This is a genomic window from Halogranum rubrum (assembly GCF_900114455.1).
GTDB classification, from domain to species: domain Archaea; phylum Halobacteriota; class Halobacteria; order Halobacteriales; family Haloferacaceae; genus Halogranum; species Halogranum rubrum.
This window is the reverse complement of sequence record NZ_FOTC01000003.1, coordinates 107364-129794: the sequence shown is the minus strand read 5'-3', so window position 1 is coordinate 129794 and position 22431 is coordinate 107364. Positions and strand designations below refer to the sequence as shown.

The 22431-nt window shown below is 64.1% G+C and carries 23 protein-coding genes; 13 read left to right on the top strand and 10 right to left on the bottom strand.

The window, feature by feature from the left end; translation table 11 throughout:
- Positions 1 to 8: 8 nt before the first annotated feature.
- On the top strand, positions 9 to 1187 hold the full coding sequence (locus tag BM083_RS14535) for a CBS domain-containing protein (protein ID WP_089870198.1): 1179 nt from the start codon (positions 9 to 11) through the stop codon (positions 1185 to 1187).
- A gap of 95 nt (positions 1188 to 1282) precedes the next feature.
- Positions 1283 to 1738 (top strand): universal stress protein, encoded by a 456-nt coding sequence (locus tag BM083_RS14530; RefSeq protein ID WP_089870197.1) that lies wholly within the window; start codon positions 1283 to 1285, stop codon positions 1736 to 1738.
- A gap of 11 nt (positions 1739 to 1749) precedes the next feature.
- Here BM083_RS14530 and BM083_RS14525 read toward each other — a convergent pair whose 3' ends face one another.
- The 4 genes from BM083_RS14525 to BM083_RS14510 form a co-directional block, all read right to left on the bottom strand.
- Positions 1750 to 2379, bottom strand: coding sequence for an alpha/beta family hydrolase (locus BM083_RS14525; RefSeq protein WP_089870527.1), 630 nt, complete (start codon positions 2377 to 2379; stop codon positions 1750 to 1752).
- Between the two features lie 110 nt (positions 2380 to 2489).
- Complete coding sequence (locus BM083_RS14520; RefSeq protein ID WP_089870196.1) at positions 2490 to 3473, bottom strand: DUF7972 family membrane protein; 984 nt, start codon at positions 3471 to 3473, stop codon at positions 2490 to 2492.
- 78 nt (positions 3474 to 3551) lie between these two features.
- A complete protein-coding gene (locus BM083_RS14515; protein WP_089870195.1) occupies positions 3552 to 5372 on the bottom strand; it encodes a ribosome biogenesis/translation initiation ATPase RLI in 1821 nt (606 codons plus the stop codon).
- A gap of 1 nt (position 5373) precedes the next feature.
- A complete protein-coding gene (locus BM083_RS14510) occupies positions 5374 to 5688 on the bottom strand; it encodes an EMC6-like membrane protein (protein ID WP_049893664.1) in 315 nt (104 codons plus the stop codon).
- A 229-nt stretch (positions 5689 to 5917) separates the two neighbouring features.
- On the opposite strand from BM083_RS14510, the gene BM083_RS14505 reads away from it, so the two are divergent.
- The gene (locus BM083_RS14505) at positions 5918 to 6193 is read left to right on the top strand and encodes a MarR family transcriptional regulator (protein ID WP_049893663.1); all 276 of its coding nucleotides are present in this window, start codon (positions 5918 to 5920) and stop codon (positions 6191 to 6193) included.
- Positions 6194 to 6399: 206 nt separating this feature from the next.
- Entirely contained in the window at positions 6400 to 7188 is a 789-nt protein-coding gene (locus BM083_RS14500) for a hypothetical protein (protein ID WP_177197652.1), read from the top strand.
- A gap of 22 nt (positions 7189 to 7210) precedes the next feature.
- Here the strand turns inward: BM083_RS14500 and BM083_RS14495 are convergent, their stop codons facing one another.
- Positions 7211 to 7867, bottom strand: coding sequence for a helix-hairpin-helix domain-containing protein (locus BM083_RS14495; protein WP_089870194.1), 657 nt, complete (start codon positions 7865 to 7867; stop codon positions 7211 to 7213).
- A gap of 301 nt (positions 7868 to 8168) precedes the next feature.
- On the opposite strand from BM083_RS14495, the gene BM083_RS14490 reads away from it, so the two are divergent.
- A complete protein-coding gene (locus BM083_RS14490; RefSeq protein WP_089870193.1) occupies positions 8169 to 8891 on the top strand; it encodes a 2-phosphosulfolactate phosphatase in 723 nt (240 codons plus the stop codon).
- A 29-nt stretch (positions 8892 to 8920) separates the two neighbouring features.
- On the opposite strand, the gene BM083_RS14485 is transcribed toward BM083_RS14490, so the two are convergent.
- On the bottom strand, positions 8921 to 10810 hold the full coding sequence (locus BM083_RS14485) for a PINc/VapC family ATPase (RefSeq protein ID WP_089870192.1): 1890 nt from the start codon (positions 10808 to 10810) through the stop codon (positions 8921 to 8923).
- A 52-nt stretch (positions 10811 to 10862) separates the two neighbouring features.
- On the bottom strand, positions 10863 to 11990 hold the full coding sequence (locus BM083_RS14480) for an ATP-binding protein (protein WP_177197651.1): 1128 nt from the start codon (positions 11988 to 11990) through the stop codon (positions 10863 to 10865).
- A gap of 97 nt (positions 11991 to 12087) precedes the next feature.
- Here BM083_RS14480 and BM083_RS14475 point away from each other — a divergent pair, with 97 nt between their 5' ends.
- From BM083_RS14475 to BM083_RS14465, 3 genes are all read left to right on the top strand, one after another.
- Complete coding sequence (locus BM083_RS14475) at positions 12088 to 13182, top strand: M20 family metallopeptidase (protein ID WP_089870190.1); 1095 nt, start codon at positions 12088 to 12090, stop codon at positions 13180 to 13182.
- On the top strand, positions 13175 to 13783 hold the full coding sequence (locus tag BM083_RS14470) for an NUDIX hydrolase N-terminal domain-containing protein (protein ID WP_089870189.1): 609 nt from the start codon (positions 13175 to 13177) through the stop codon (positions 13781 to 13783). Before BM083_RS14475 ends, BM083_RS14470 begins: the two co-directional genes overlap by 8 nt.
- A 71-nt stretch (positions 13784 to 13854) precedes the next feature.
- Entirely contained in the window at positions 13855 to 15381 is a 1527-nt protein-coding gene (locus BM083_RS14465) for a carboxypeptidase M32 (RefSeq protein WP_089870188.1), read from the top strand.
- Between the two features lie 31 nt (positions 15382 to 15412).
- On the opposite strand, the gene BM083_RS14460 is transcribed toward BM083_RS14465, so the two are convergent.
- Positions 15413 to 15856, bottom strand: a complete 444-nt coding sequence (locus tag BM083_RS14460) for a pyridoxamine 5'-phosphate oxidase family protein (RefSeq protein ID WP_089870187.1) — start codon at positions 15854 to 15856, stop codon at positions 15413 to 15415.
- A 142-nt stretch (positions 15857 to 15998) separates the two neighbouring features.
- Here BM083_RS14460 and BM083_RS14455 point away from each other — a divergent pair, with 142 nt between their 5' ends.
- From BM083_RS14455 to BM083_RS14445, 4 genes are all read left to right on the top strand, one after another.
- A complete protein-coding gene (locus tag BM083_RS14455; RefSeq protein WP_009366738.1) occupies positions 15999 to 16181 on the top strand; it encodes an HVO_0416 family zinc finger protein in 183 nt (60 codons plus the stop codon).
- Positions 16182 to 16262: 81 nt separating this feature from the next.
- Positions 16263 to 16421, top strand: a complete 159-nt coding sequence (locus BM083_RS24220) for a DUF7563 family protein (protein WP_449405001.1) — start codon at positions 16263 to 16265, stop codon at positions 16419 to 16421.
- Between the two features lie 128 nt (positions 16422 to 16549).
- Entirely contained in the window at positions 16550 to 18388 is a 1839-nt protein-coding gene (locus BM083_RS14450) for a UvrD-helicase domain-containing protein (protein ID WP_009366736.1), read from the top strand.
- An 11-nt stretch (positions 18389 to 18399) separates the two neighbouring features.
- Positions 18400 to 19509: a M24 family metallopeptidase gene (locus tag BM083_RS14445; RefSeq protein ID WP_089870186.1), complete on the top strand. Its 1110-nt coding sequence runs from the start codon at positions 18400 to 18402 to the stop codon at positions 19507 to 19509.
- On the opposite strand, the gene BM083_RS14440 is transcribed toward BM083_RS14445, so the two are convergent.
- Complete coding sequence (locus BM083_RS14440) at positions 19506 to 19757, bottom strand: DUF7533 family protein (protein ID WP_009366734.1); 252 nt, start codon at positions 19755 to 19757, stop codon at positions 19506 to 19508. The genes BM083_RS14445 and BM083_RS14440 overlap by 4 nt on opposite strands.
- A 139-nt stretch (positions 19758 to 19896) precedes the next feature.
- On the opposite strand from BM083_RS14440, the gene BM083_RS14435 reads away from it, so the two are divergent.
- On the top strand, positions 19897 to 21780 hold the full coding sequence (locus BM083_RS14435; RefSeq protein WP_089870185.1) for an SLC13 family permease: 1884 nt from the start codon (positions 19897 to 19899) through the stop codon (positions 21778 to 21780).
- A gap of 11 nt (positions 21781 to 21791) precedes the next feature.
- On the opposite strand, the gene BM083_RS14430 is transcribed toward BM083_RS14435, so the two are convergent.
- Entirely contained in the window at positions 21792 to 22430 is a 639-nt protein-coding gene (locus BM083_RS14430) for a DUF502 domain-containing protein (protein ID WP_089870184.1), read from the bottom strand.
- Between the last annotated feature and the right edge of the window lies 1 nt (position 22431).

Genomic DNA, 22431 nt, shown 5'->3' with positions numbered 1-22431 from the left:
GGTTTTCGATGAACATCTCACCACTCGTTTCTCGACAGTTCCGAACCCTCGACGCTGAGACGCCCATCTCGAAGTTGACCGGTGCGTTCGAGGACCCGACGCTGAAAGCGGTCGTCATCACCGACGACGGCGACTACGAAGGCGTCGTGACTCCCCGACAGTTACTCGGCTCACACCGCAAGCCAGCGGGAAAGGTTGGCTCGCTCGTCTACGCCGTTCCGACCATCGGCGAGACGACCGACATCCGGGAGGCCGCACGACTCATGGTCGAGTCACAGTCGATGGTCCTGCCCGTGCTGGCCGGCGATACGCTCTCCGGTGTCGTCCACGCGAACGACCTGCTCGACACGGTTCAGGAGTCGCTCTCGGCACTCGACGTCGACGACGTCTACACGGCCGACCTCTGTACCGTCGCACCGAGAGACACGCTCGGCACGGCACTGAACCTGTTCCGCGAGCGACGCATCACCCATCTCCCCGTGCTCGACGACGACGCACTCGTCGGCATCATCAGCGTCGCCGACGTCGTCTCGTTCATCACGCGGAGCGTCTCGAAGAGTAAGGGCGGCGACACCGGAACCGTCTCCGCCGGCCGCCAGCACGGCGGGTTCGGTGCTCGCGAGGGCGACACCGACCGGATGCTCGACCTACCCGTTCGCGACCTGATGACCGAACCGGTCGACCGTATCACGGCCGACGCCGGACTCGATACCGCCGTCGAACGCATGCTCGACGTCGGCTGTTCGTCACTCGTCGTCGTCGACGACGAGGCTCCCATCGGCATCGTCACCAAGACGGACGTGCTCCGGTCGCTCACGTGGACGCCGAAGGGCCACCGCGGCGTGCAGGTGGTCGGTATCGGCCTCCTCGAACACACCTCGTACGAAGCGGTCGCCGCACTCGTCGACGAACTCGTCAGCAAAGACAGCGACCTGACGCTCCTCGATGCGACCATCCACCTGCAGGAACACGACGAGAAACTACGCGGGACGCCGCTCGTCCTCGCCAGGATGCGCCTGTTCACCGACAAGGGCCTGCTCACCGCGACCGGTGAAGGCTACGGCGCTCGCCACGCGCTTCACGAGGCGCGTGACGTCCTCGACCGACAGATTCGTGACCGGAAGACCTACGCACAGAGTAAGAAACACCCCGACGACGCCACTCGAACCCACCTCCGCGGCTACTGAGTGACCCGTCATCTGCGGTCTCTTTCTCGGCTTGGCTGACTTCTCTGTACGAACAGCTATCGCCACAGCGAGCGTAGGTCACTCGGTGAATCCCCGTGAAATTTCTCGTCGCAGTCGATGGGTCTAACGAAAGCACCCGAGCACTCGACTACGCTATCACTATCGCTGACGGCCTCGGTGCATCGCTCACTGTCGTCCACGCTGTCGAACCGACGGTGTACTCCGAGGGCGGTGACGCGCCCATCACGAGTTTCGGCGAGGCCGAACGACGGCTCGTCATCGAAGCAGTCGCCGACGCCGAAGACCGCGGCCAACGCGTCCTCGACACTGCCGCCGACCACGTCTCGGCCACCGACACCGACACGGACGTCGAGACTGAACTGCTCTACGGCGACCCGATGGACGTCATCCCGACGTACCTCGAACGGGTCGCGTTCGACGGCGTCTTCGTCGGCCACCGTGGCTACTCGAAGCGCTACGAAGGACTCCTCGGGAGCGTCGCGAAGCGACTCGTCGAGCGCTCGTCGGTCCCCGTGACCGTCGTACGTTGAGTCGCTCGACCTCAGCGCTCCGTCAGATACTCCTCGAACCACGCGGCGGCGTGTTCAGCGACGGCGTCGAGCGTTCCCGCTTCCTCGAACAGGTGGCCCGCTCCCGGCACGACTTCCAACTCTTTGGTACAGGTAAGTTTCGAGAACGACGCTTCGTTGCGCGCGAGCACGTCCGTGTCGCGTTCGCCGACGAGAAACAGTGTCGGCGCGGTCACGTCGGCGAGGACGTCGCTGGCGAGGTCGACCCGGCCGCCACGGGAGACGACGGCCCCGACGTTGTCGCCGAGTTCGGCGGCCGCCCGAAGCGCGGATGCCGCGCCCGTACTGGCTCCGAAGTAACCGACCCGGAGGTCGGCCGTCTCGTCGCCTTCGGCGACCCACGCGGTCACGTCGACGAGGCGGCGGGTCAAGCGGTCGACGTCGAACCGCCCCTCGTCGCTCTCGTCTTCTGCTTCGGTCAGGAGGTCAAACAACAGTGTCGCGAGTCCGTGCTGTCTGGCGACTTGCGCGACGAAGGCGTTGCGTGGGCTGTGCCGACTACTCCCGCTGCCGTGGCTGAAGACCACGATTCCGGTCGCATCCTCGGGGACGACGAGTGCCCCGTCGAGGGTCACGTCGTCGAGTTCGATGCCGACGACCATCCCGAGTTCGTTCTCTACTGTCTCACCCGTTCGTCCACCTCGGCGTCCTGCACGCATCCCTAGAGAGACGCGTGCTGTGAGCATCGCTGTTTGCGTTCTCCGCCGCTCCCTCACGCCCGTTTGACCTGTTCGACCGGGGGGACGAACGGGCCGACGGAGGTGGTGTAGAGGGCGATAGTCGCCACGCGGAGGAGGTAGACGACGAGGACGACGACGGGAGTGAACAGGATGGGTGTCACGACGGTGACGACGACGGGCATGTGTGCGGCCGAAATCGTCGTCGGGAGCGTCGACGAACTCGTGTACACGGCGGTCGACACGTAGGCGGTGAAGAGTGCGACGACGCCGGTGTAGATGAGTCGCCGAGACAGTGTCGCGAGGTCCTGCTGGATGGCGAGCGTCTTGAAGAACTGCCGAATCACCGAGACCGCTTTCAGCAGTTCGAGTATCGCGTCGAGGTGGTCGCACGCCTCCTCGGAGAGTTGCTCTCCGTACTTCGCGCGCAGTTCGCGGACGGTGTCGATGTGCTCTGCGTACTCGGAACCGAGCATGAGGTCGAGCAGTTCGAACGGGTCGTCGCCCTCTTTGACTGCTCCGAGATGTTCCGCGTAGTCGACGAGGTCCGTCGCAGACGACTCGAACTCGCCGTGCAGGTCGGGGTTCGACCTCGCGACGGTCCGCTCCAGTTCGGCAGCGCGGGATTCGAGTTCCCCCGCGACCATCCCGAGGAACGACGCGGGGTCGTTCGGACTCGTCGGCACGTCCGCAATCTCTTCGATGTTACGGCGAAAGTCGAGGTTTCCTTCGAGGCGGTCTGTGAGTCCCGAAGGCGACCCGAAGATGCGAGAGAGGATGAGTTGGTTGATAGACAGACTGACCGTGAGAAGCGTGAGCAGCCCCGAGAACATCCCACTCGAGAGGAGTCCGCGGAGCGCGCTGCCCGACCCGACGTACATCACGCCGGTGTCGACGAGAACCGCCGTCACACAGAGGACGCCGAGCAGGACGAGCGCGGCGAGCGCGGACCGACTGCCGGTCAGAAAACACCACTGCTTCAGCGAATCGAGGATACCACTGTTGCGTTCGGTAGACATAGAGACTCTCCATTCGAGAGTCCACGCGACGAGAGCAAAAGTCGATTGGCCAGCACCGACCGACTTCTGTCGGTCGGGTTACGGCGCGTAGTAGTACTCGCCCTGTTTCTTCTGTTGGCGGTCCAACTGCGAACCGGGTTTGTTGATGCGAGGGCGTCCCGTCCGCTCGTCGCGGCGGAACGTGATGTCGAGGTCCGCGAGGAAGTCGTTCATCCCGGCGCGCATCTCTTGGGGCATCGAGGCGTGACCGTGCTGGGCGGGTTCGCCGTCGAACACCATCAGGCGGTCCGCGAGCAGGTCGATCATGTAGATGTCGTGGTCGATGACCATCACCGTCGCGTCGTGGTTCTCGGCGTAGCGGCGGATGGCCGTCGTCGCCTGCACCCGCTGTTCGACGTCGAGGTGTGCCGACGGTTCGTCCAGCAGGTAGAGGTCGGCGTCCTTCGACAGACAGGCCGCGATGGCGACACGCTGGCGCTCACCGCCGGAGAGGTCGGTGAGTTGCTGCTCCATGATGCGCTTCAACTGGAGCGGTTGGGCGACTTCGGTGTTCCAGTAGGAAGAGCCGAAGTCGTCGGTGATAGAGGAGAGGAACGTGTCGACGCGCATCGGCTGGTCGATTTCGATGTACTGTGGCTTGTACGAGATGTCGAGTCGGAAGTCAAGGTCACCCTCGTCGGGTTCGAGGTCGCCCGTGAACAACTGCGCGAGCGTCGACTTCCCGATACCGTTCGGACCGACGATGCCGAGCACCTCGCTCTTGTGAATCGACCCGCCTTCGACTTCGAGGGAGAACTCGCCCTCGCCGTACGAGTGTGCGAGGTCCGGGTAGTCGACGAGCACGTCGCCCTTCGTCGTCTCGCGCGGCGCGTGCTCCTCGAACGTGATGGCGTTGGGGCGAATCCGCATGTTCTCGTTCGAGAGGTAGCCCTTGAGGTACTCGTTGATACCGTTGCGGACCGACTTGGGGTCGGTGACGACACCGAACGCCCCGGGTTCACCGTAGGCGACGTGGAGCGTGTCCGCGAGCAGGTCGAGGATTGCCAGGTCGTGCTCGACGACGAGCATCGACCGGTCGGCCTCCTCGTCCTCGGCCAACTCCTGAATCAGGCGTGCGGCCTTCACGCGCTGGCCGATGTCGAGGTAGGGCGTAATCTCGTCGAGGAAGTAGAAGTCGGCGTCGCGGGCGAGCGTGGCCGCGAGGGCGACGCGCTGGAGTTCCCCGCCGGAGATGGAGTCGATGTCCTGGTCCATCACTGGCCGGATGGAGAGTTCGTCGACGAGGTAGTCGAGTTTGCCTCGCTCGTCGGTGCGTTCGAGCAGGTCCCGGGTGTTGCCGTCGAACTGCTTGGGAATCTGGTCGACGTACTGTGGCTTCTTCGCCACCGTCATCTCGCCGTCGAGCAGGCGTTCGATGTAGTTCTGGAGCTCCGTCCCTCGATACCGGTCGAGGACGGCGTCCCAGTCGGGTTCCTGCGAGTAGTCGCCGAGGTTCGGCGTAATCTCGCGAGCGAGCGAGCGAACCGCCGTCGACTTCCCGATACCGTTCGGGCCGAGAATCCCCGTCACCTTGCCCGGTTCCGGAACTGGAAGTCCGTAGAGGGCGAAGGCGTTCTCGCCGTAGCGGTGGACGGGTTCCTCCGTCAACTCCGAGGGGAGGTTGATGATCTCGATCGCGTCGAAGGGACATTTCTCGACGCAGATACCGCAGGTCTCGCCGAGACATATCTCTTCGCTGATTCGAATCTGGTTCGGGTCGCCCTCTTCTGTGTCCTCGCCGCGGAGCGTGATGCACTCCTTGCCCGTCCGGTTCGGTGGGCAGAAGTTCGAACACTCGTAGTTACAGCGGTCGGGAGAACACCGGTCGAGGTCGACGACGGCGATGCTGTCGTCGGCCATCTCAGAACGTGACCTCTGCGGTCAGCATGATGCCGTAGGAGATGAACCAGAGGGTGAACGTCATGAAGGCGACGTACAGGTAGTCCTTCACGCCGAACCCCTCGACGTCGATACCGACGACCCGCAAGATGGGGAGTTGCCCGAGGATGAACGCCCCGAGGATACCCAGCGAGAGGGTCTGTTGGGCGGCCTCGGCGGTCGTTCCGACGACGAAGCCGGAGGTAACTGCCGCGGCGACGCCAGCCAGACAGGCGAGCGTCGTGACGGTCACCCCCCGCATGTGGTCGGAGAAGCCGGTTGCCGTTTCCGTAGCCATGCTCGAAGGTGCGGTATCAGGAATGAAAAGGTGTTCGTTTGCTCTCTGCGTCGACACCCACCACGCTGATATGAGTTCGTCCCTAACATCGGATGCAGGTGTGCACGATTGCCCCCACTCGCCAGCGACGGCTCTTCCGTTCTCAGCGTCTATACCCCGAATATTTCGAGAATACTGACGAATCTCGGCCATCAACCTTTATGCCGCTGGCGCGTTTCGAATCGTAATGATGGCTGGAACTGAAGAGGAGAATCTCGACGATCTCCCACCGAGCGCGAAACTGGTGTTCAAGGTGCTCGAATACAACGGTCCACTCACCCAGAAGGGCATCGTTCAGGAGTCGATGTTGTCGGCTCGAACGGTCCGATACGCGCTCGAACGATTGGAAGGAATCGGGATGGTCGACGAAGACGTATACTTCGCCGACGCCCGTCAAAACCTCTATCAACTCAACGAACTGAAGGCCCAAGCCGACGGCGGCAAAGAAGCCTGCTGCGCAGAGTAACGAACCACTCCGGGCACTGACTTTCCACTACGGCTGTGCTGCGTCACACGCGACCCACTCCGGTGGGCGCTTCGGTGACCGGCAGTCGACACTATTCTCTCAATTCTCTTCGACTCGCCTACCGAGTCGTCCGACTGGACGAACGGTGTGACAGTCGGTCTCGTCCGAAAAAATAGTTATTCTCTCGACGCACCATCTTTCGTCCGATGACGACCGTGACAGTCTGTGGCTCGCCGGTCTCCGACCACACGGAACTGGTGGGCATCATCTGCAACGAGAACCACCAGACGTTCGGCCCCGTCGCCGACCAACTTCGGTCACAGGGGTACGAGGTGGCGTTCTTTCAGCCGGGCGTCGAACTGTACCCCGTCGACCTCGACCCACTCGCGCTCTTGGTCAACAAGAAGACCGAACCCGCCTCGTTTCGTGCGCTCCAGTACGCCGAGACGCACGGGATTCCCACGTGGAACGGGACGACAGTGTTCCTGCTCAACGCTCGACTCGTCGCGAAGAAGGCGCTCGAAGTAGCGGGGTTCCGGGTCCCTCCGGTCTCTCTCACGCCACCAGACGGCCCCTACGTCGCGAAGGAAGCGTTCGACTGGCACACCCAGGCTGTCCCCACCATCGGGGGCGAAGGCGACTTCTACGAACCGCTCCTCGACGCCGAACCGTTCGACTTCAAGTACTACATCGTCGACGACGGCCTCACACAGCACGTCCGCTGTGTCTTGGCCCGCTCGAAACTGTACGGCGAGAAAGAGTGTCTCGGCCTCGTCGACCCGGACCCCGACGTCCTCCCGAAACTCGAACACCTGCTCGCACTCACCGGCGCACGAGCGCTCGGCGTCGACGTAATCGTCGCCGACGGGACGAACTACGCCGTCGACGTCAACCCGACGATGAGTTTCCGTGACGCCGAGTTGGCCGACGCCGTCACCGACTCCATCGTCGACTGTCTCCGGACGGCCCCGCCTCGCTTGCGTGTCGAACGCTGAGCCACCGTGAGACAGAGCCGATTCAGTCGGTCGCTTCGGCGCTCGCGGACTCTGTCGACTTCGCTGCGTCCGTCGACTCTGTCGAGTCCGTCGACTCCTCGGACTCTGCTTTCCCACCTTCCGCCGCCGCTTCTTCGTCCCCCTCGGACGACGTCTCGCCTCGCTTCGTCGCGGTGATCCACCGCTCGGCACGCTCGTCGGAGACGCCCGTCGCCTCGACGACGTCTTCGACTGCCGCCTCGCGGAGCGCCCGGAACGTCGTGATACCCGCCGCTTCGAGTCGCTCGGCGTACTTCGGGCCGATACCGTCGATGACGGTGAGGTCTTCCGGTTCCGTCTCGGCGGCCCGCTCAGCCTCTATCTCGGCCATCTGCGCCTCTAGGTCCGCAATCGTCGCCTCGTCGTTCGCCACGTCGGCTTCCAGCCTCGCGACTTCGGTTTCGAGTTCCTCGATGCGTCGCTGGCGTTCGTCGTCGGGGACGTACACGAACTCTGTCGTTCCGTCGTCGTGTTCACGCTCGGCCAGTACGTCGTCGGGGAGGATGAACCGAACCTCGTCGTGAGGGACGAAGCCGATGACGTGTTTTCGCTTTTTGTCTTCTGTGAGGACGATGCCGCTGTCGAGTGCCTTGTACCCGCCGCAGTCGATGGTCATGCCGTCGTCGAGAATGACTTTCATTGATTGTCCACCTCTATTGGTGCGCCGAGCATAGATACGTGGCGGCTGTTCACCCGCGGACACGGCACGCTCTACACACTCGCGACGACTCTCTGGCACACGAATTGGTGGCAGAAGAGTGATGATTTCGGTGCGTGGTACGTGCCACTCAACTCGACACCGCTCGACGGGAGCCGTTTCCGTCCAGTCACGTCGTCGAGACCGAGAGTCGAAGTGCCCTACGTGTCATCTCGACGTATCGTCTCTCGGTCGAATTCGGGCGGCAGAAAGCGTTAAGTCCGTGATACCGTATGGTGAACCGATGGAAACGCTCGCGTCGCGAGTCATCGAACGCTGCGAAGAAATCCCCGAGAACCCCGCTCCCGGCGACTACGTCGTCATCGACGTCATCTTCTTCTCGACCACCGTCGTCGAACTGTTCGAGCACGGAGCGACGTCGCTGCACGTCGTCGACGAGAAGCCACAGACGCTCGAACACAAAGCCGAGAACCCGCAGGTCGTCGCGGGCGGCGAGCGGACCGAGGAGTTCACCGCCGCGGGCGACTACGACTTCTTCAACTCGCCGAGTTACATCCAGAACCTCGACGTGACGGACCGCCCCGCCTACATGACGTCGAGCAACGGCGGCAGGGCGGTGAACGCACTCCTCGAATCGAACCCCGACGACGTGGACCTCTTCATCGGGTCGACGACGAACGCACGCGCACTCGCCGACCATCTCCGTGGCCGCGACGACGACAGACCGACGTACCTGGTGAGTGCGGGGTCGAAAGGCGACGTCGCCACCGAGGACCACATCGGTGCGACGCTCATCGGCCGCCACCTCGCGGGCCACCCGCCGACGGACGTCGAGCGCGAAATCTTCCGCCAGCATCTTCCGACGGCGAAGGGTGAAGCGTACTTCACCGACGCGCATCCGACGCGACGGAGCGACCTGACCGAGTACATCACCGCCTTCAGCGAGCGGACGGTGGTGCCGAAACTCGAAGACGGCGCGTTCGTCGACGTCTCTGGACGGCAGTAAAAAGCAGGAGAAAAGTCGTCGGCTGTCGGTTAGGCCGTGACGACCGTAATCTGTTTCTTGCGGTCGATGGCGTCTTCGAGTTCGTCGGCGATGGCGCTGCCGCGCGAGACTTGGATGTCGCCGCCGCGGCCGACCGTCGCCGTGAACAGGTATTCGCCGTCGGCGCGGACTTCGACCGTCTCGCCGACGTGTTCGTCCATCCGAACGACGACGTGCCGCGAGGTTATCTCGGGCGTCACGACGGTTCCGTCACTCATCTGTCCGTTGCCGCTCGCACTGCCCGCACCGCTGACTGACCCCGAACTGCTGCCGGCGCTGTCGCCCATCTTCGGGTTCTCCTCGTGGGTGCGGACGTCGATGTCGATGCCGAGACGCTGTTCGACGTCGGTGATGCGCCCGCCACCTTTGCCGATGACGTAGGAGATGTCGTCTTCGTCGACGTAGACGACGGCCTTGTTTTGACCCTGTAGCTCGACGTCGACGTGGCCGCGGGCGATAGAGCGAATCTCGCGCTCTATCTCCTGGCGGGCGATGCGCCCGACGCTGGACTCGTCTTGGCCACCCTCGCCGTCTCCGTCGAGCGGGACGGTGACGACCTGTCGGTTGAAGGTGTAAATCTCGTAGGCGGGTTTCTTCGTCTCGAAGTCGCGCACCTGGATGACCGGGCGGGCGAGGTCCTCGGCGGTCATGCCTGCAGGAACCTTCACCTCGGTCGTCACGTCGTAGACCGTATGGACCTCTCCGGCCTCGATGTAGACGACGGTGTCGACGACTTGCGGAATCATCCCGAGTTCGACGCGGCCGACGAGACGCTGGAGGGCGTCGATGGCGCGCGTCGCGTGGACGACACCGACCATCCCGACGCCGGCCAGTCGCATGTCGGCGAAGACGCTGAAGTCGTTGGTCTTGCGAACCTCGTCGTAGATGGTGTAGTCGGGACGGACGAGCAGGAGGGAGTCGGCCGTCTTCTCCATCTCCCCGCCGAGCGCGGTGTACTGCGTAATCTCGGGGCCGACCTGCAGGTCCCGCGGTTTCTCCATCGTCTTGACCGCGTAGTCGCTGTCGTTGAGGAACTCCGCCACCGCTTGGGCGAACGTCGACTTCCCGGCACCCGGCGCGCCGGAGATGAGCACGCCACGCTGGCGCTCGGAGAGACGAGATTTGAGTTCGTCGGCGAACTCGTAGTCCTCCATCTCCGTCTTGGCGATAGGCCGGACGGCGGTGATTTCCAGTGCGTCGGCGAACGGCGGGCGGGCAACAGCAATCCGAAAGTCGTGGAACTGGACGATGGTCATCCCCGGTTCCTGCAACTCGACGAACCCTTCGGGGCTGGAGCGGGCGCTCTCTTCGATGTCGTGCGCCCACTCTTTCAGGTCCGCTTCCGTCGAGACTTCTTCTCGGATGGCCTCGTAGTGCATGTCGGCCAACTCGCCGCGTTTGGCCTTCGGTTTCGTTCCCACCTTCAGGTGGACGCTCATCGTCTGGTCGTCGAAGAACTCCTCGATGACGAGATGCTCTTTCCCTCGACCGCGGGGTTCGACGTACTCGACGGCGAGTCCCTTCGCCTTCGCGACTTCCGCCTGCACGCCGTCGCTCGTCAGGAGTGTAGCGTCGTGGTCGTCCGCGAGGTCACGGATGAGCGCGTCGATGTCGCCCTCGTGGGCGGCGTCCTGTTCGCCACTGCTCGGCCGACGGCCGATGTAGTCGACCGTAATCGTCCCGTCGTCGGCGTGGTTCGTCAGTCGTTGCAACTCTTCGAGGCCGTCCCATCCGCTGTCGCGGCCGGCGTTGGCCTGTGATTCGAGTTCGCCGACGACCGCCTCGGGGACGAGAATCGTCGCGCCCTCGTAGGTGCCGTCGTCGACTCGCTCGGACACACGGCCGTCGATGACCGCGCTCGTGTCCGGCACAATATTCATGTCTCCCGGTTGGGTCGGCGCGTTGATAAGGGTGTATACTGGCGTTGACGAGTCAGTCCTCGTCCGGGGCCTCGCTGACGTCGAACTCGAAGCGCAGACCGCCGTCCGTACCGGGACCGATGGTTGTCGTCCACCCGTGTGCGTCGGCGATAGCGTGGACGATTTTCAACCCGAGTCCCTTCGTGTCGTCCGACTGGTCGATGTACTCGGCGAGTTCGCGTGGGGTAGTGAGTTCTGGGATGCCGGGGCCGTCGTCTTCGACGGAGAACCCCTCGGTCGCCGTGAGCGGTCGGACGGTGATAGTGACCGACGCTTCGTCGTCGCCGTGGTCTACGGTGTCGGCGAGTTCCTCTCTCCCCGTCCGAGTGCTCGTAGTGCCGTGCTCCACGGCGTTTCGAATGAGGTTCTCGAACAGTTGCTGGAGGCGGATACGGTCGGCGACGACGGTTTCGAGGTCGGTCCCGACGTCGAACGACGCTCCCTCGGTCTCGACCGACTCCCACGCGGCGTACGCCGAGGTGACGAGTGCGACCGGTTCTTTCGGGCCGATTGCGTGGCCGCGTCGAGCGAGCAACAGGAGGCTGTCGACGAGTTCCTCCATCCGGTCGTGAGCGGCGTCGACTTTTTCGAGCAACGAGAGGTCACCCGTCTCCTGTGCCAAGTCTGTGTAGCCGCGCGCGATAGCGAGTGGGTTCCGCAGGTCGTGTGAGAGTACGCTCGCGAGCGACTCCAGTTGCCGGTTCTTCGCGGCGAGTTCGCGCTGTCGCCGGTTCATCTCGGTGATGTCTTCGAGCGTGGCGACGGCGTAGACGACGTTGCCCGCTTCGTCGTAAATCGGGGCGGCGTTGGTACGGACGACGGGGCGTTCGCCGCTCGGAAGTGTCACGGCGAGTCGCATCCCGTAGGTCTCCTCTCCGTTGAGTGCTCTCGAGACGGGGTGGTCCTCCGGCGCTATCGGTTCGCCGTTCGGGTCCGTCAGTTCCCACTTCGGCGCGAAGACGCTCTCTCCGATGACCATGCTCGTCTCGTCCTCGAAAGAGGAGGCTGTTCGTCCGTTCACCAACGTGATGGTTCCAGCGGGGTCGACGACGACGATGTTGATCGGACTCGTCTCGAGCACCTGTTCGAGCAGTTCCGCGGACAACTCGTCCTGTGCGTGTTTATCTCTGCCCGGAGTCACGTGAACACTTTGCCACGAACTGTGATAAGGATATCTGCTAAATCGGGAGACGACCCCATCCCGGACGGTTAAGAGCGACCGGAGCGAGCGTTCGACCATGTCCGACGTCGCCGAGCTAACCCGCGAACTCGTTTCGATTCCTAGCCACGAAGACGAACGCGCCGCCGGCGACGCAATCGAGTCGTGGCTTCGCCGAGAGACCGACGCGACGGTCCACCGAGACGAGACGGGGAACGTCATTGCTCGCCGTGGCGACGGCGACGTCTCGCTCGCACTCGTCGGCCACCACGACGTCGTCCCCCCGGCAGACCGGCAGGTCGACGACGACGGGTCGTACGTCGTCGAAGAACGCGACGGGCGACTCTACGGCCGCGGGACGGCAGACATGAAAGGCTCTGTCGCGGCCGCGATGTGCGCCTTCCGCGACGCCGACCCGTCCTGTGAACTCGCCTTCGCCAGTTTCGTCGGCGAAGAGATCGGTGGCGTCGGCGCTCGTGCGGCCATCGACGACGGGTTCGCCCCGGACTACGCGCTCGTCGGCGAGGGGTCGACGAACTACACGGGTGACGACGTGACGGACGTCGTCGTCGCGCACAAAGGCCGCCGCGGGAGTACCATCGTCGCTCACGGCGAGGCCGCCCATGCGAGCGTCCCGGAGTCGGGTGAGAACGCCGTCTACCGCGCTTGCGACGCGGTCGACCTCGTCCGCGAGATGCCGTTTCCCGAAGCCGAGGTGCTCGGCGAACGACTCAGCGGGAGCGTCGCCGTCACCGGCATCGACGGTGGGTCGGCGTGGAACGTCGTCCCCGACCGGTGTGAAGTGACCGTCGACGAGCGAACCGTCCCTGGCGTGCGCGTCGAGTTGGAAGCCGTCGAAGACGTCGACGGCGTCCAGTGGACCGTCGACCAGGACCTGCCGCCGATGGAGTGCGACGACGAGGCATTCGCGGACATCGTCTTGGCCGCCGCCCGCGACGCACAGGACGGCGACCCGAAACTGACGACGAAGCCGCACGCGACGGACGCCGGATGGCTCACACAGGCCGGCACGACCTGCGTCGTCGCGGGCGCGTCCGAGACCGGTGAGGCCCATACGAAGACCGAGAGCGTCAGTCTCGACGTGCTCGACCGGTGTTACCGGCTCTATCTGAACGCGGCAGAGCGAGTCGGTGTCGAGACGACCGATGAGTGACGACCCACAACCGAGTGCGCTCGCGTTCCTCGACGAACTCCGTGTCATCGCGCAGAACGGCCTCGAATACGCGGAGAATCCCTACGACCGGGAACGGTACGACCGACTGCTAACGCTCACGAGCGAGGGCTACGGCGACCTGCTAGACCTCCCGACCGAGTCGGTCCGCGAGCGACTCGCCGCCGACGTCGGGCACGCGACGGCGAAAGTCGGCGGCGGGGCGGCCGTCTTCGACGACGCGGGGCGAGTTCTCCTCGTCGAGCGTGCCGACGACGGAACGTGGGGACTCCCTTGCGGCTACGTCGAACCGAACGAGTCACCCGCCGAGACTGCAGTGCGAGAGACGCGAGAGGAGACAGGACTCGACGTCGAGTCCGTCGAACTCGTCGACGTGTACCATCGTCCACCGGGTCATCTCGGCCCGCACTCGCTGGTCAGCGTGCGCTATCTCTGTGAACGACGAGGTGGCGAACTCACCACCTCTCACGAGACGACCGACGTACAGTACTGGCATCTCGACGAGGTTCCCGTGTGGCACAAAGACCACGAAGCGGCTGCACGCGACGCCGAAGCCGTGTGGCGTGACCGCCGAGAGACGTAGTCGAACGGCCCGTCGCCGTCCCGATAACCGAAAACACCGCCTTGATAATACGAGGGGTCGACCGTGATAGTATGTCGACAGAGACCCCCGCCACCGAAGCGCCCGACGCCTATCACGACCTTCTGGAGAAGATTCAGCGCATCTCGAACGTCCAGAACGCCGCTGGCGTCCTCGGCTGGGACCAGCAGGTGATGATGCCCGACGAGGGGACGCCCGCTCGTTCGAAACAGCTCTCTGCCCTCTCGGCAATCTCCCACGACTTGCTCGTCGACGACGACATCGGTGACCTGCTCGACGAACTCGAAGCGACCGACCTCGACGACGAACAAGCCGCCGTCGTCCGCGAGGTTCGCCGGGGGTACGAACGCGAAGTTCGCGTCCCGACCGACCTCGTCGAAGAGATTTCGTCGACCTCCTCCGAGGCGCTCCCGGCGTGGAAAGAGGCGAAGGCCGAAGACGACTTCTCGAAGTTCGCACCTACACTGGAGAAGTTAGTCGAGTTGAAGAAGCAGTACGCCGAGCACATCGACCCCGACCGAGATCCCTACGAGGTGCTGTTCGAGGACTTCGAACCGTGTCTCTCGCTCTCACAGGCCGAGGAGATTCTCGACGAAGTGAAAGCGACGCTCGTCCCGATGATCGACGAGATTCGCGAGAGCGACGTGGACCTCGCCGTCGACGCCTTCGAGGGGACCTTCCCCGAAGACGAGCAGGACGAACTCGTCCGCGACGCCCTCGACGTGCTCGGCTACCCGTGGGAACGCGGCCGCCTCGACGTCGCGCCGCATCCGTTCTCGACGGGGACGATGTTCGACGCTCGCGTGACGACTCGCTTCGACGAGTCCGACCCGCTCGGTGCGCTCTTCTCGACGGTTCACGAGTTCGGCCACGCGACGTACACGCTCGGTCTGCCGGACGAGCAGTACGGCACGCCGCTCGGCCAGTCGCGGGACCTCTCGGTCCACGAGTCGCAGTCGCGTCTCTGGGAGAACCACGTCGGCCGCTCGAAGGCCTTCTGGGACCTCTTTCTCCCGACCTTCACCGACCACTTCCCGGAGACCGAGGGCGTCTCGGCGCAGCAAGCCTACGAGGCCGCCAATCAGGTCTACGAGGACAACTTCATCCGCGTCGAAGCCGACGAACTGACCTACCACCTCCACATCGTCATCCGCTTCGAAATCGAGCGCGAACTCATCTCGGGTGACCTCGACGTCGCCGACGTCCCCGAGACGTGGAACGACAAGTACGAGGAGTATCTCGGTATCCGGCCGGAGACGGACACCGAAGGCTGTCTGCAGGACATCCACTGGAGCTACGGTAACTTCGGCTACTTCCCGACGTACTCGCTCGGCAGCGTGATGGCCGCGCAACTCTACGCCGCCGCCGAGGACGACGTCGGTGACCTCGACGGACAGATTCGCGAGGGTGACTTCGACGCACTCCACGAGTGGCTGACCGAGAACATCCACCGTCACGGCCAGCGCTACGAGACCAACGAACTCGTGAAGCAGGCGACGGGCGAGGACTTCACGGCCGACTACTTCCTCGACTACGTCACCGAGAAGTACGGCACGCTCTACGACCTCGACTCGGCGTAAGTCCGCTCGCGCTCGGTGCGAGTGTGACCCCTCACGCGGTCAGTGGGCCGCAGGACCGACGACCGCCGACGTTCCGAATCTCCATCCGGTAGACGGTCGGAACAACGTCTTCGACGGCTTCGTCGAACAGTCGAACCGGCGCGAACCACTCGTTGAGTACCGCGTCGGATAGCTCATCGTCGACGGCGACGAGTGGACCACGGAGGACGATGCTCCACGACTCCTCGCTCGTCTCACCACCCGTGACGACGAAACTCGCCGCTGCCGTCGCCGCGACGGCGTCCGACTTACTCCCGCCGGGTCGCTCGCAGAGTCGAAGATACAGCTGTTTGCCGTCGTAGTAATGCGCGACCGGTAACCCGAGTGCATCGTCCCCCTGTCGCAACGAGAGGACACCCATCTCGTGTGAGCGCAGTCGCTCGTGGATTTCGTCGTCGCTCATCCCGGCCGTGTAGGTGTAGTCGATGTGTCTCATTGCTACCCCCTGGTGAGCCTACGCGGCCCTAGATATTGATACTGAGTGGCGGTATCATGCCACAGTATTAATACGCCCGTCTCGACTGGTCGGCCTGTCGAGCCACCACATTGAAATAGTGTCATGCCATACCATGACGTGCATGGCCTCAGCACCGAGCGACACCGACGAACTGTTCGACCAGTTCCTCACCGACCGCGGACACGAGACAGAACCGCAACGATGGGACCAGTCGTACAACAAGAAACAGTGTCCTGACTGTGGCGGCTTACACGACGATGCCGCGACAGAGTGCTCGGTGTGCGGATGGTATCCGGACGCCTGAACCACCAGTAGACGGCGACTTTTGCCCAAACCTTCCGGTAGAACTATAGGAAACAATTTTGCACCTTCTACCGGAGAAAAAATGCCCGAATGCCAGAACTGCGGTTCCTTCGTCACTGTGGACTACGTCCGGGTCTTCGCTCCAGACGGCCTCGAACACCCCCGTGTCTGTCCCCGCTGTGAAGACATGATTCGAGACGGTGGGTCGATTCGACAGGCCCGTTCGACGAGACGCACGTAGTCACTCGTATCGCCCTCCAACCATCGGTTTCGTTCGATTGTCACCTCTTTTTCGAGTCTCTCACCTACGCTGACAGGGTTGAGCGCAAGCCACGCTTTTTATCACGTGGCAGGGCGTGAGCGTGGACAATGAGCGATTCGGACGCCCACATCACCCGGCTCTTCGGCGGGCCGGGGAGCGGGAAAACGACTGCGTTACTCGACCGCGTCGAGGAAATCCTCGAACAGGACGACGTCGACTTTCGAGACATTCTCGTCGTCTCCTACACGCGCGCTGCGGCCGCAGAGGTTCGCGAGCGACTCGCCGAGCGACTCGACGTCTCCCCTCGGTCGCTGCAGGGGAACGTCTGTACCATGCACGCGAAGGCCTACGAACTCCTGAATCTCTCGCGCGGCGACGTCGTCGGCGAGAAACACAAAAAGGAGTTCTGTGAGGACTTCGGTATCGAGTACGAAGACGAGTACGGTGGCGCTGGCCGCCGAACCGCCCGCTCGACGACGCTCGGGAACAAGATTATCGCCACGAGCCAGTGGCTCCAACGAACCCGTCGCGACGTCTCCGACTGGTACGACGTCCCGTTCCAGTGGAACGTCGAAGAGGTTCGCCTCCCACCCGAAATCGACCCCAACGCACAGGAGGGCAACAAGTACACGCCGACGTGGCCGAGTTCGGACGACCGACTCGACATCCCCGAGGCCATCCGTGGCTGGCGTGCCTACAAGGGCGAGAACGACCTCGTCGGCTTCGCCGACATGCTCGTTCGCGTGAAACAGCGCTCGCTGCTCCCGAACGTCGACTACCTCGTCATCGACGAGTTCCAGGACATCACCTCACTGCAGTACGACGTCTACGAGGAGTGGAAACCGCACATGGAGGGCGTCCTCATCGCCGGTGACGACGACCAGGTCGTCTACGCGTGGCAGGGTGCCGACCCGAACCTCCTCTTGGACGCCGAGCGACAGGAGGACGTCGTTCTCCCGAACTCCTACCGTCTTCCGTCGAACGTCCTCAACGTCGTCAACCGCGAGATTCGACACATCGAGAAACGACAGGAGAAAGACCTCAAACCCCGCAAAGAGGGTGGCTCGGTCGAAGGCGTCAACAGCCCCTCGATGCTGGACCTCGTCCGTAACGTCCGCTACACCGTCCAGCAGGACGACGGCAGCATCATGGTGCTGTTCCGGGCGCGCTACCAGATGTTCCAGTTCATCGACGAGTACATCGGTGAGGGGATGCCGTTCAAGGTGCTCACCGACCAGCGGATGTGGACCGACCGCCTGACGCAGTACGTCCGCGCCGTCGAACGGATGGAACGCGGCGAGAACGTCAACGGCCTACAGGCGCGTCGCCTCGCCGACATGCTGCAGGACTCGGCGTTCGGGTCCAACGAACGCGACGACCTCTACGACCTCATCGACGACCGCGAAGAGGAGTCCGGCGCCGACGACCTCACCGAGATCGAGGTCACGCCGGACGAGATCAAGAACTTCGCACCGTTCATGCCCGACGGAGCCTCCGCCTCCGACATGGTGCGGAAGGTCACCAGTTTCCAGCGCAAGACCATCAAGGCCTACTTCGCAGGCGACTACAAGGACATGGACCCGAGTCGTGTCCGCATCGGCACCATCCACTCCGCGAAGGGTCGCGAGGCCGACCACGTCTTCGTGGCGACGGACCTCACCGAGAAAGTCGTCGAGCAGATGGCCGCCATCATCGACAACGAAGACGTCGAGGGCGTCGAGGAGTTCACGAAGTCGACGAACCCCGTCCCCATCCTGACGGACAACGAGCGTCGTGTCTTCTACGTCGGCATGTCGCGTGCACGGGAACGACTCGTCCTCCTAGAGAACCTCGTCGACGGTGCGCCGACACTGCCCGTCAGTGTCCTCCTGCACAACGAGGTTCGTGACCAGCCACTCGAAGAGATGCTGGCGGAGGCACAGGAACCGCTCGCACCCGAACCGTAGACGCCAGCGTGATGCCAGCCGAACCGCCCGCCGACTACGGCTTTCTCGCCGATGCGCTCGACGCGGCGGACGCCGACGCGTTCGTCCACGTCGGAAGCGACGCCGACGCCGACCTTCGATATCTCACTCGCGTCTCCACGAGTTCCACGAGTTCGTCCGACTACGGCTTCGTCTACGCGGACGGCGCGACGACGCTCTGTGTGTCGGAGGACGCTCGCGTCGGGGCGTTCACGGGCGAGGTGCGTCGCGACTCCGCCGGGGACCCACTCGGCACGCGCGTCGTCGCCGTCCTCGACGGGTCCACTGTCCCTGACGGGGCGACGGTGCTCGTTCCACGACATCTCCCACACGACACGGCCGTCTACCTCGAACGTGCGGGCTACGCCGTCACGTCGACACCGGCAGTCCGAGAGCAGCGGGCGATGAAGAGCGAGTGGGAACTCGACCGACTGCGGGCCGTCCAGCGGGCGGCCGTCAGAGGAATGGAACGTGCGCGGTCGATTCTGCGGGAGGCGGACGTTCGAGACGACGTACTCCACTGGCAGGACGCCCCCCTCTCGACGGAGCGCCTGCGGCGACAGGTGAACGCGACGCTCGCGGCCGAGGGCGTCGTCGACGTGACGCACACGCGGGTTCGGTGCGGTCCTGACGTGTCCGACAGCTCTGACACACCCATCGAACTCCGTGTGGGGGTCCCGCTCGTCGTTTCGCTCGCGCCGCGCGGGCCACACGGCTACTACGGGACGTTGACCCGAACCGTCGTCGTCGACAGCGACGGTGGGTGGGAGCGTCGCGCCCACGTCGGCGTCGAGTCGGCCCGCCGCGTCGCACTGGGTGAACTCGAACCCGGCGAGTCGCTCCGGTGGATTCACTCCGAGACGGTCGCCGAGGCGTCCTCGTTCGGCCTGACGGCGACGCCGGGCGACCGAGTGCACGGCGTCGGACTCACACGACGAGAAGCGCCGTCGCTCGCAGACGACGCCGTCGTCGGCACCGTCGTCGCGCTCGAACCGAGTGCGACAGAGGAAGAAAAGGGGACGATTGCGCTCTCGGACCTCGCAGTCGTCACCGAGGAGGGCTGTGAACTGCTCGCCGACTGTTCGACGTCGCTGACTCCCTAGTTCTTTTCGTCGTCAGGTTCTTTGACCGCCTTGCCGACGGCTTTCCCGGCGACTTTCTGTGGGATGTCCATCGGCGTCGTGAGTTTCTGTGGAAGCAAGACCATCAGCGCGGCGACGAGGAGGAGACCGGCACCGAACAGTTGCTGCCCGTCGAGGAGTCGGTTCATGCCGAAGATGGCGACGGGGATGGCGAAGACGAGCGAGGCGGCCAGCCCAACCGTGTCCATGATGCCCATCGATGCACGCATACCCGAGGATAGACGACTTCGGCAGTTAAGTCCCGCGAGTCTGTGGAGCGTCGTCGCCCCGGGCGCGGGAGGCTCGGATTCGACACCGAGCGAACTGACGGGTACGAACCACTAAGCCCTCTGACGTTCTCTGAGGGGCATGGTCGTCTCCGAGTCCGCTGGATTCCTCGGGATGCCGACCGGGACGTTCCTCGTCTTCACGCTCATCTTCCTCACGGTGGTGCTCTTCGTCTCCGAGTGGCTGCCACCGGACATCACCGCCATCGGCGTCATCGTCGCACTCGTCGCGTTCGAGCCGTGGACTGGTATCAGCCCGGCGGAGGGGCTTTCGGGTTTCTCGAACCCGGCGACGGTGACGATTCTCGCGATGTACATCCTCTCGCGCGGGATTCAAGAGACTGGCATCGTCCGGCGGTTGGGTGTCGAAGTGGCGCGATTGACGCGCGGAAGCGAGAACCGCCTGCTCGTCGCCGTCGTCGGACTGACCGGTCCCATCGCGGGCGTCATCAACAACACGCCGGTCGTCGCGGTGTTCATCCCGATGGTGACGGAACTCGCAGACGACGCGGGAATCTCGCCGTCGAAACTACTGCTCCCGCTCTCGTACGCCTCGATGCTCGGCGGGACGCTCACGCTCATCGGAACGGCGACGAATCTCGTCGCCAGCGACTTGGCCGCGCAGTTGGGACGAGAGAACCCCGGACAGGGACTGCACGCCTTCTCGATGTTCGAGTTCACTCATCTCGGCGTACTCGTTCTCGCCGTGGGCGGACTCTATCTCCTCACCATTGGTCGCGTTCTCATCCCGGCACGCGTCCAACCGGGCGACCGCACGGCACGCTTCGAGGTCGAACCGTTCCTCGCGCGCGTGCTCGTGACGCAGCGCTCACCACTCGTCGGCACCGTCGCCGCGGACGTCATCGAGGACGCCCACCGTGACCTCGACCTGGACATCCTCGACGTGGTCCGCGGCGACCAACATTTCATCGCTACCGAGGGCGACCGGACCATCGACTCGCGCGACATCCTCACGGTTCGCGGCAACCCCGAGACGATTCAGCAGTTCTGCACGCTCGTCGACCTGCGTATCCTGCCACGAGCGACGGTGACGGACGCGGAACTCGACAACCCCGACCGAGCGACGCTCGTCGAACTCGTCATCCCGCAGCGGTCGACGCTCGTCGGCGACACCATCGGTAGCACCCGTCTGCGAGAACGCTACGACGCGACGGTCTTGGCCGTCCGCCGCGCCGGTGGCGAGTTGGTCCGTGAAGGACTCGGGTCGTTGGAACTGGAGGCGGGTGACTCGCTGCTCGTCCAGACGACAGAAGAGACCGCAGACTACCTCGCGGAGAACGACGACTTCCTCGTCACCGGCGAACTCGTCGACGAGATGCTCGAACGGGAGCGCGAACGGGGGCTGAGTCCGACGACGGTTCCGGCGCTCCTCATCGTCGGGAGCGTCATCGCGCTGGCGGCACTCGGCGTCGTCCCCATCGTCATCGCGGCGCTCGGCGGCATCGTCGCGATGGTCGTCACCGGCGTGCTGTCGCCGAACGAGGCGTACGACGCGGTCAACTGGAACGTCGTCTTTCTGCTCGCAGGCGTCATCCCGCTTGGACTCGCCATGCAGGAGACTGGCGGGGCAGCGTTGCTCGCAGAGTTCGTCGTCGGTGAGGCGGAGCAACTCCCTGCTCCGGTCGTCTTGATGCTGTTCTATCTGCTGACGGGGTTGCTCGCGAACATCATCACGCCCGTCGCGAGCGTCGTCCTCTTGATGCCCATCGCCGTCGACACGGCGCTCCGTACCGGTGGCAACGCCTTCGCGTTCGTCCTCGCGGTGACGTTCGCGGCGAGTACGGCGTTCATGACGCCCGTCGGCTACCAGACGAACTTGATGGTGTACAGTCCGGGTGGCTACCGGTTCACCGACTACGTGCGCGCGGGTGCGCCGCTGCAGCTATTGCTCGCCGTCGTGACGACGCTCGGAATCTGGTTCTTCTGGGGACTCACGCCTCCCTGACCCGCCGAGTCTCACTGCACGACGCCCGCGGGAATCTCGTCTTCGTCGACGGTGAGTCCCGTGGTGACGACGAGACGGAGACCACGGCTGACCGACATGTCGACTTCGTGGAGTTGGTCGGGAGCGACCATCACCAGTGCGCCAGCCGTCGGGTTCGGACTGTGCGGGAGGAAGACGGCGACGGTGTCCTCGCCGGTCGCGTCGTCGAACGAGGAGGGACTGTCGCTGGTGACGAAGCCGATGCGGTAGACGCCCTCTCTCGGGTACTCGACGAGGACGACGCTCTCGAAGCGGTCGTCGCGCTTCGTGAGGGATTCAGAGACCTGACGCACGCCGAAGTAGACGGTGCGGACGACGGGAACGAGGCCGACGGCGCGCTCGAACCCGCCGAAGAGCCGTTGGCCGAGGCTCCACGAGGCGACAAAGCCGAGGACGGTGATGACCAGCGCGATGAGAACGGCGGCGAGCAACTGCGCGACGAGTTCGATGTTGGCCGTGTAGTTGGTCAACTCGGTTGCGGCGACGACAGGGTCCAGAATCCCCGCGAGGCGGACGAAGACGAACTGGAGGACGAAGATGGTCACCGCCAGTGGGGTGACGAGGAGGAGACCGGCGACGAAACTGTTCCGTGCACGAGCGAGTACGTTCATA

What these genes read in the sequence shown, in the direction of transcription:
- BM083_RS14465 (WP_089870188.1), top strand. Translation starts at nt 13,855, where the DNA reads ATGTCGACAGAGACCCCCGCCACCGAAGCGCCCGACGCCTATCACGAC.
- BM083_RS14455 (WP_009366738.1), top strand. Translation starts at nt 15,999, where the DNA reads ATGGCCTCAGCACCGAGCGACACCGACGAACTGTTCGACCAGTTCCTC.
- BM083_RS14505 (WP_049893663.1), top strand. Translation starts at nt 5,918, where the DNA reads ATGGCTGGAACTGAAGAGGAGAATCTCGACGATCTCCCACCGAGCGCG.
- BM083_RS14515 (WP_089870195.1), bottom strand. Translation starts at nt 5,372, where the DNA reads ATGGCCGACGACAGCATCGCCGTCGTCGACCTCGACCGGTGTTCTCCC.
- BM083_RS14520 (WP_089870196.1), bottom strand. Translation starts at nt 3,473, where the DNA reads ATGTCTACCGAACGCAACAGTGGTATCCTCGATTCGCTGAAGCAGTGG.
- BM083_RS14475 (WP_089870190.1), top strand. Translation starts at nt 12,088, where the DNA reads ATGTCCGACGTCGCCGAGCTAACCCGCGAACTCGTTTCGATTCCTAGC.
- BM083_RS14435 (WP_089870185.1), top strand. Translation starts at nt 19,897, where the DNA reads ATGGTCGTCTCCGAGTCCGCTGGATTCCTCGGGATGCCGACCGGGACG.
- BM083_RS24220 (WP_449405001.1), top strand. Translation starts at nt 16,263, where the DNA reads ATGCCCGAATGCCAGAACTGCGGTTCCTTCGTCACTGTGGACTACGTC.
- BM083_RS14525 (WP_089870527.1), bottom strand. Translation starts at nt 2,379, where the DNA reads ATGGTCGTCGGCATCGAACTCGACGACGTGACCCTCGACGGGGCACTC.
- BM083_RS14445 (WP_089870186.1), top strand. Translation starts at nt 18,400, where the DNA reads ATGCCAGCCGAACCGCCCGCCGACTACGGCTTTCTCGCCGATGCGCTC.
- BM083_RS14535 (WP_089870198.1), top strand. Translation starts at nt 9, where the DNA reads ATGAACATCTCACCACTCGTTTCTCGACAGTTCCGAACCCTCGACGCT.
- BM083_RS14450 (WP_009366736.1), top strand. Translation starts at nt 16,550, where the DNA reads ATGAGCGATTCGGACGCCCACATCACCCGGCTCTTCGGCGGGCCGGGG.
- BM083_RS14495 (WP_089870194.1), bottom strand. Translation starts at nt 7,867, where the DNA reads ATGAAAGTCATTCTCGACGACGGCATGACCATCGACTGCGGCGGGTAC.
- BM083_RS14440 (WP_009366734.1), bottom strand. Translation starts at nt 19,757, where the DNA reads ATGCGTGCATCGATGGGCATCATGGACACGGTTGGGCTGGCCGCCTCG.
- BM083_RS14500 (WP_177197652.1), top strand. Translation starts at nt 6,400, where the DNA reads ATGACGACCGTGACAGTCTGTGGCTCGCCGGTCTCCGACCACACGGAA.
- BM083_RS14485 (WP_089870192.1), bottom strand. Translation starts at nt 10,810, where the DNA reads ATGAATATTGTGCCGGACACGAGCGCGGTCATCGACGGCCGTGTGTCC.
- BM083_RS14510 (WP_049893664.1), bottom strand. Translation starts at nt 5,688, where the DNA reads ATGGCTACGGAAACGGCAACCGGCTTCTCCGACCACATGCGGGGGGTG.
- BM083_RS14430 (WP_089870184.1), bottom strand. Translation starts at nt 22,430, where the DNA reads ATGAACGTACTCGCTCGTGCACGGAACAGTTTCGTCGCCGGTCTCCTC.
- BM083_RS14460 (WP_089870187.1), bottom strand. Translation starts at nt 15,856, where the DNA reads ATGAGACACATCGACTACACCTACACGGCCGGGATGAGCGACGACGAA.
- BM083_RS14470 (WP_089870189.1), top strand. Translation starts at nt 13,175, where the DNA reads ATGAGTGACGACCCACAACCGAGTGCGCTCGCGTTCCTCGACGAACTC.
- BM083_RS14490 (WP_089870193.1), top strand. Translation starts at nt 8,169, where the DNA reads ATGGAAACGCTCGCGTCGCGAGTCATCGAACGCTGCGAAGAAATCCCC.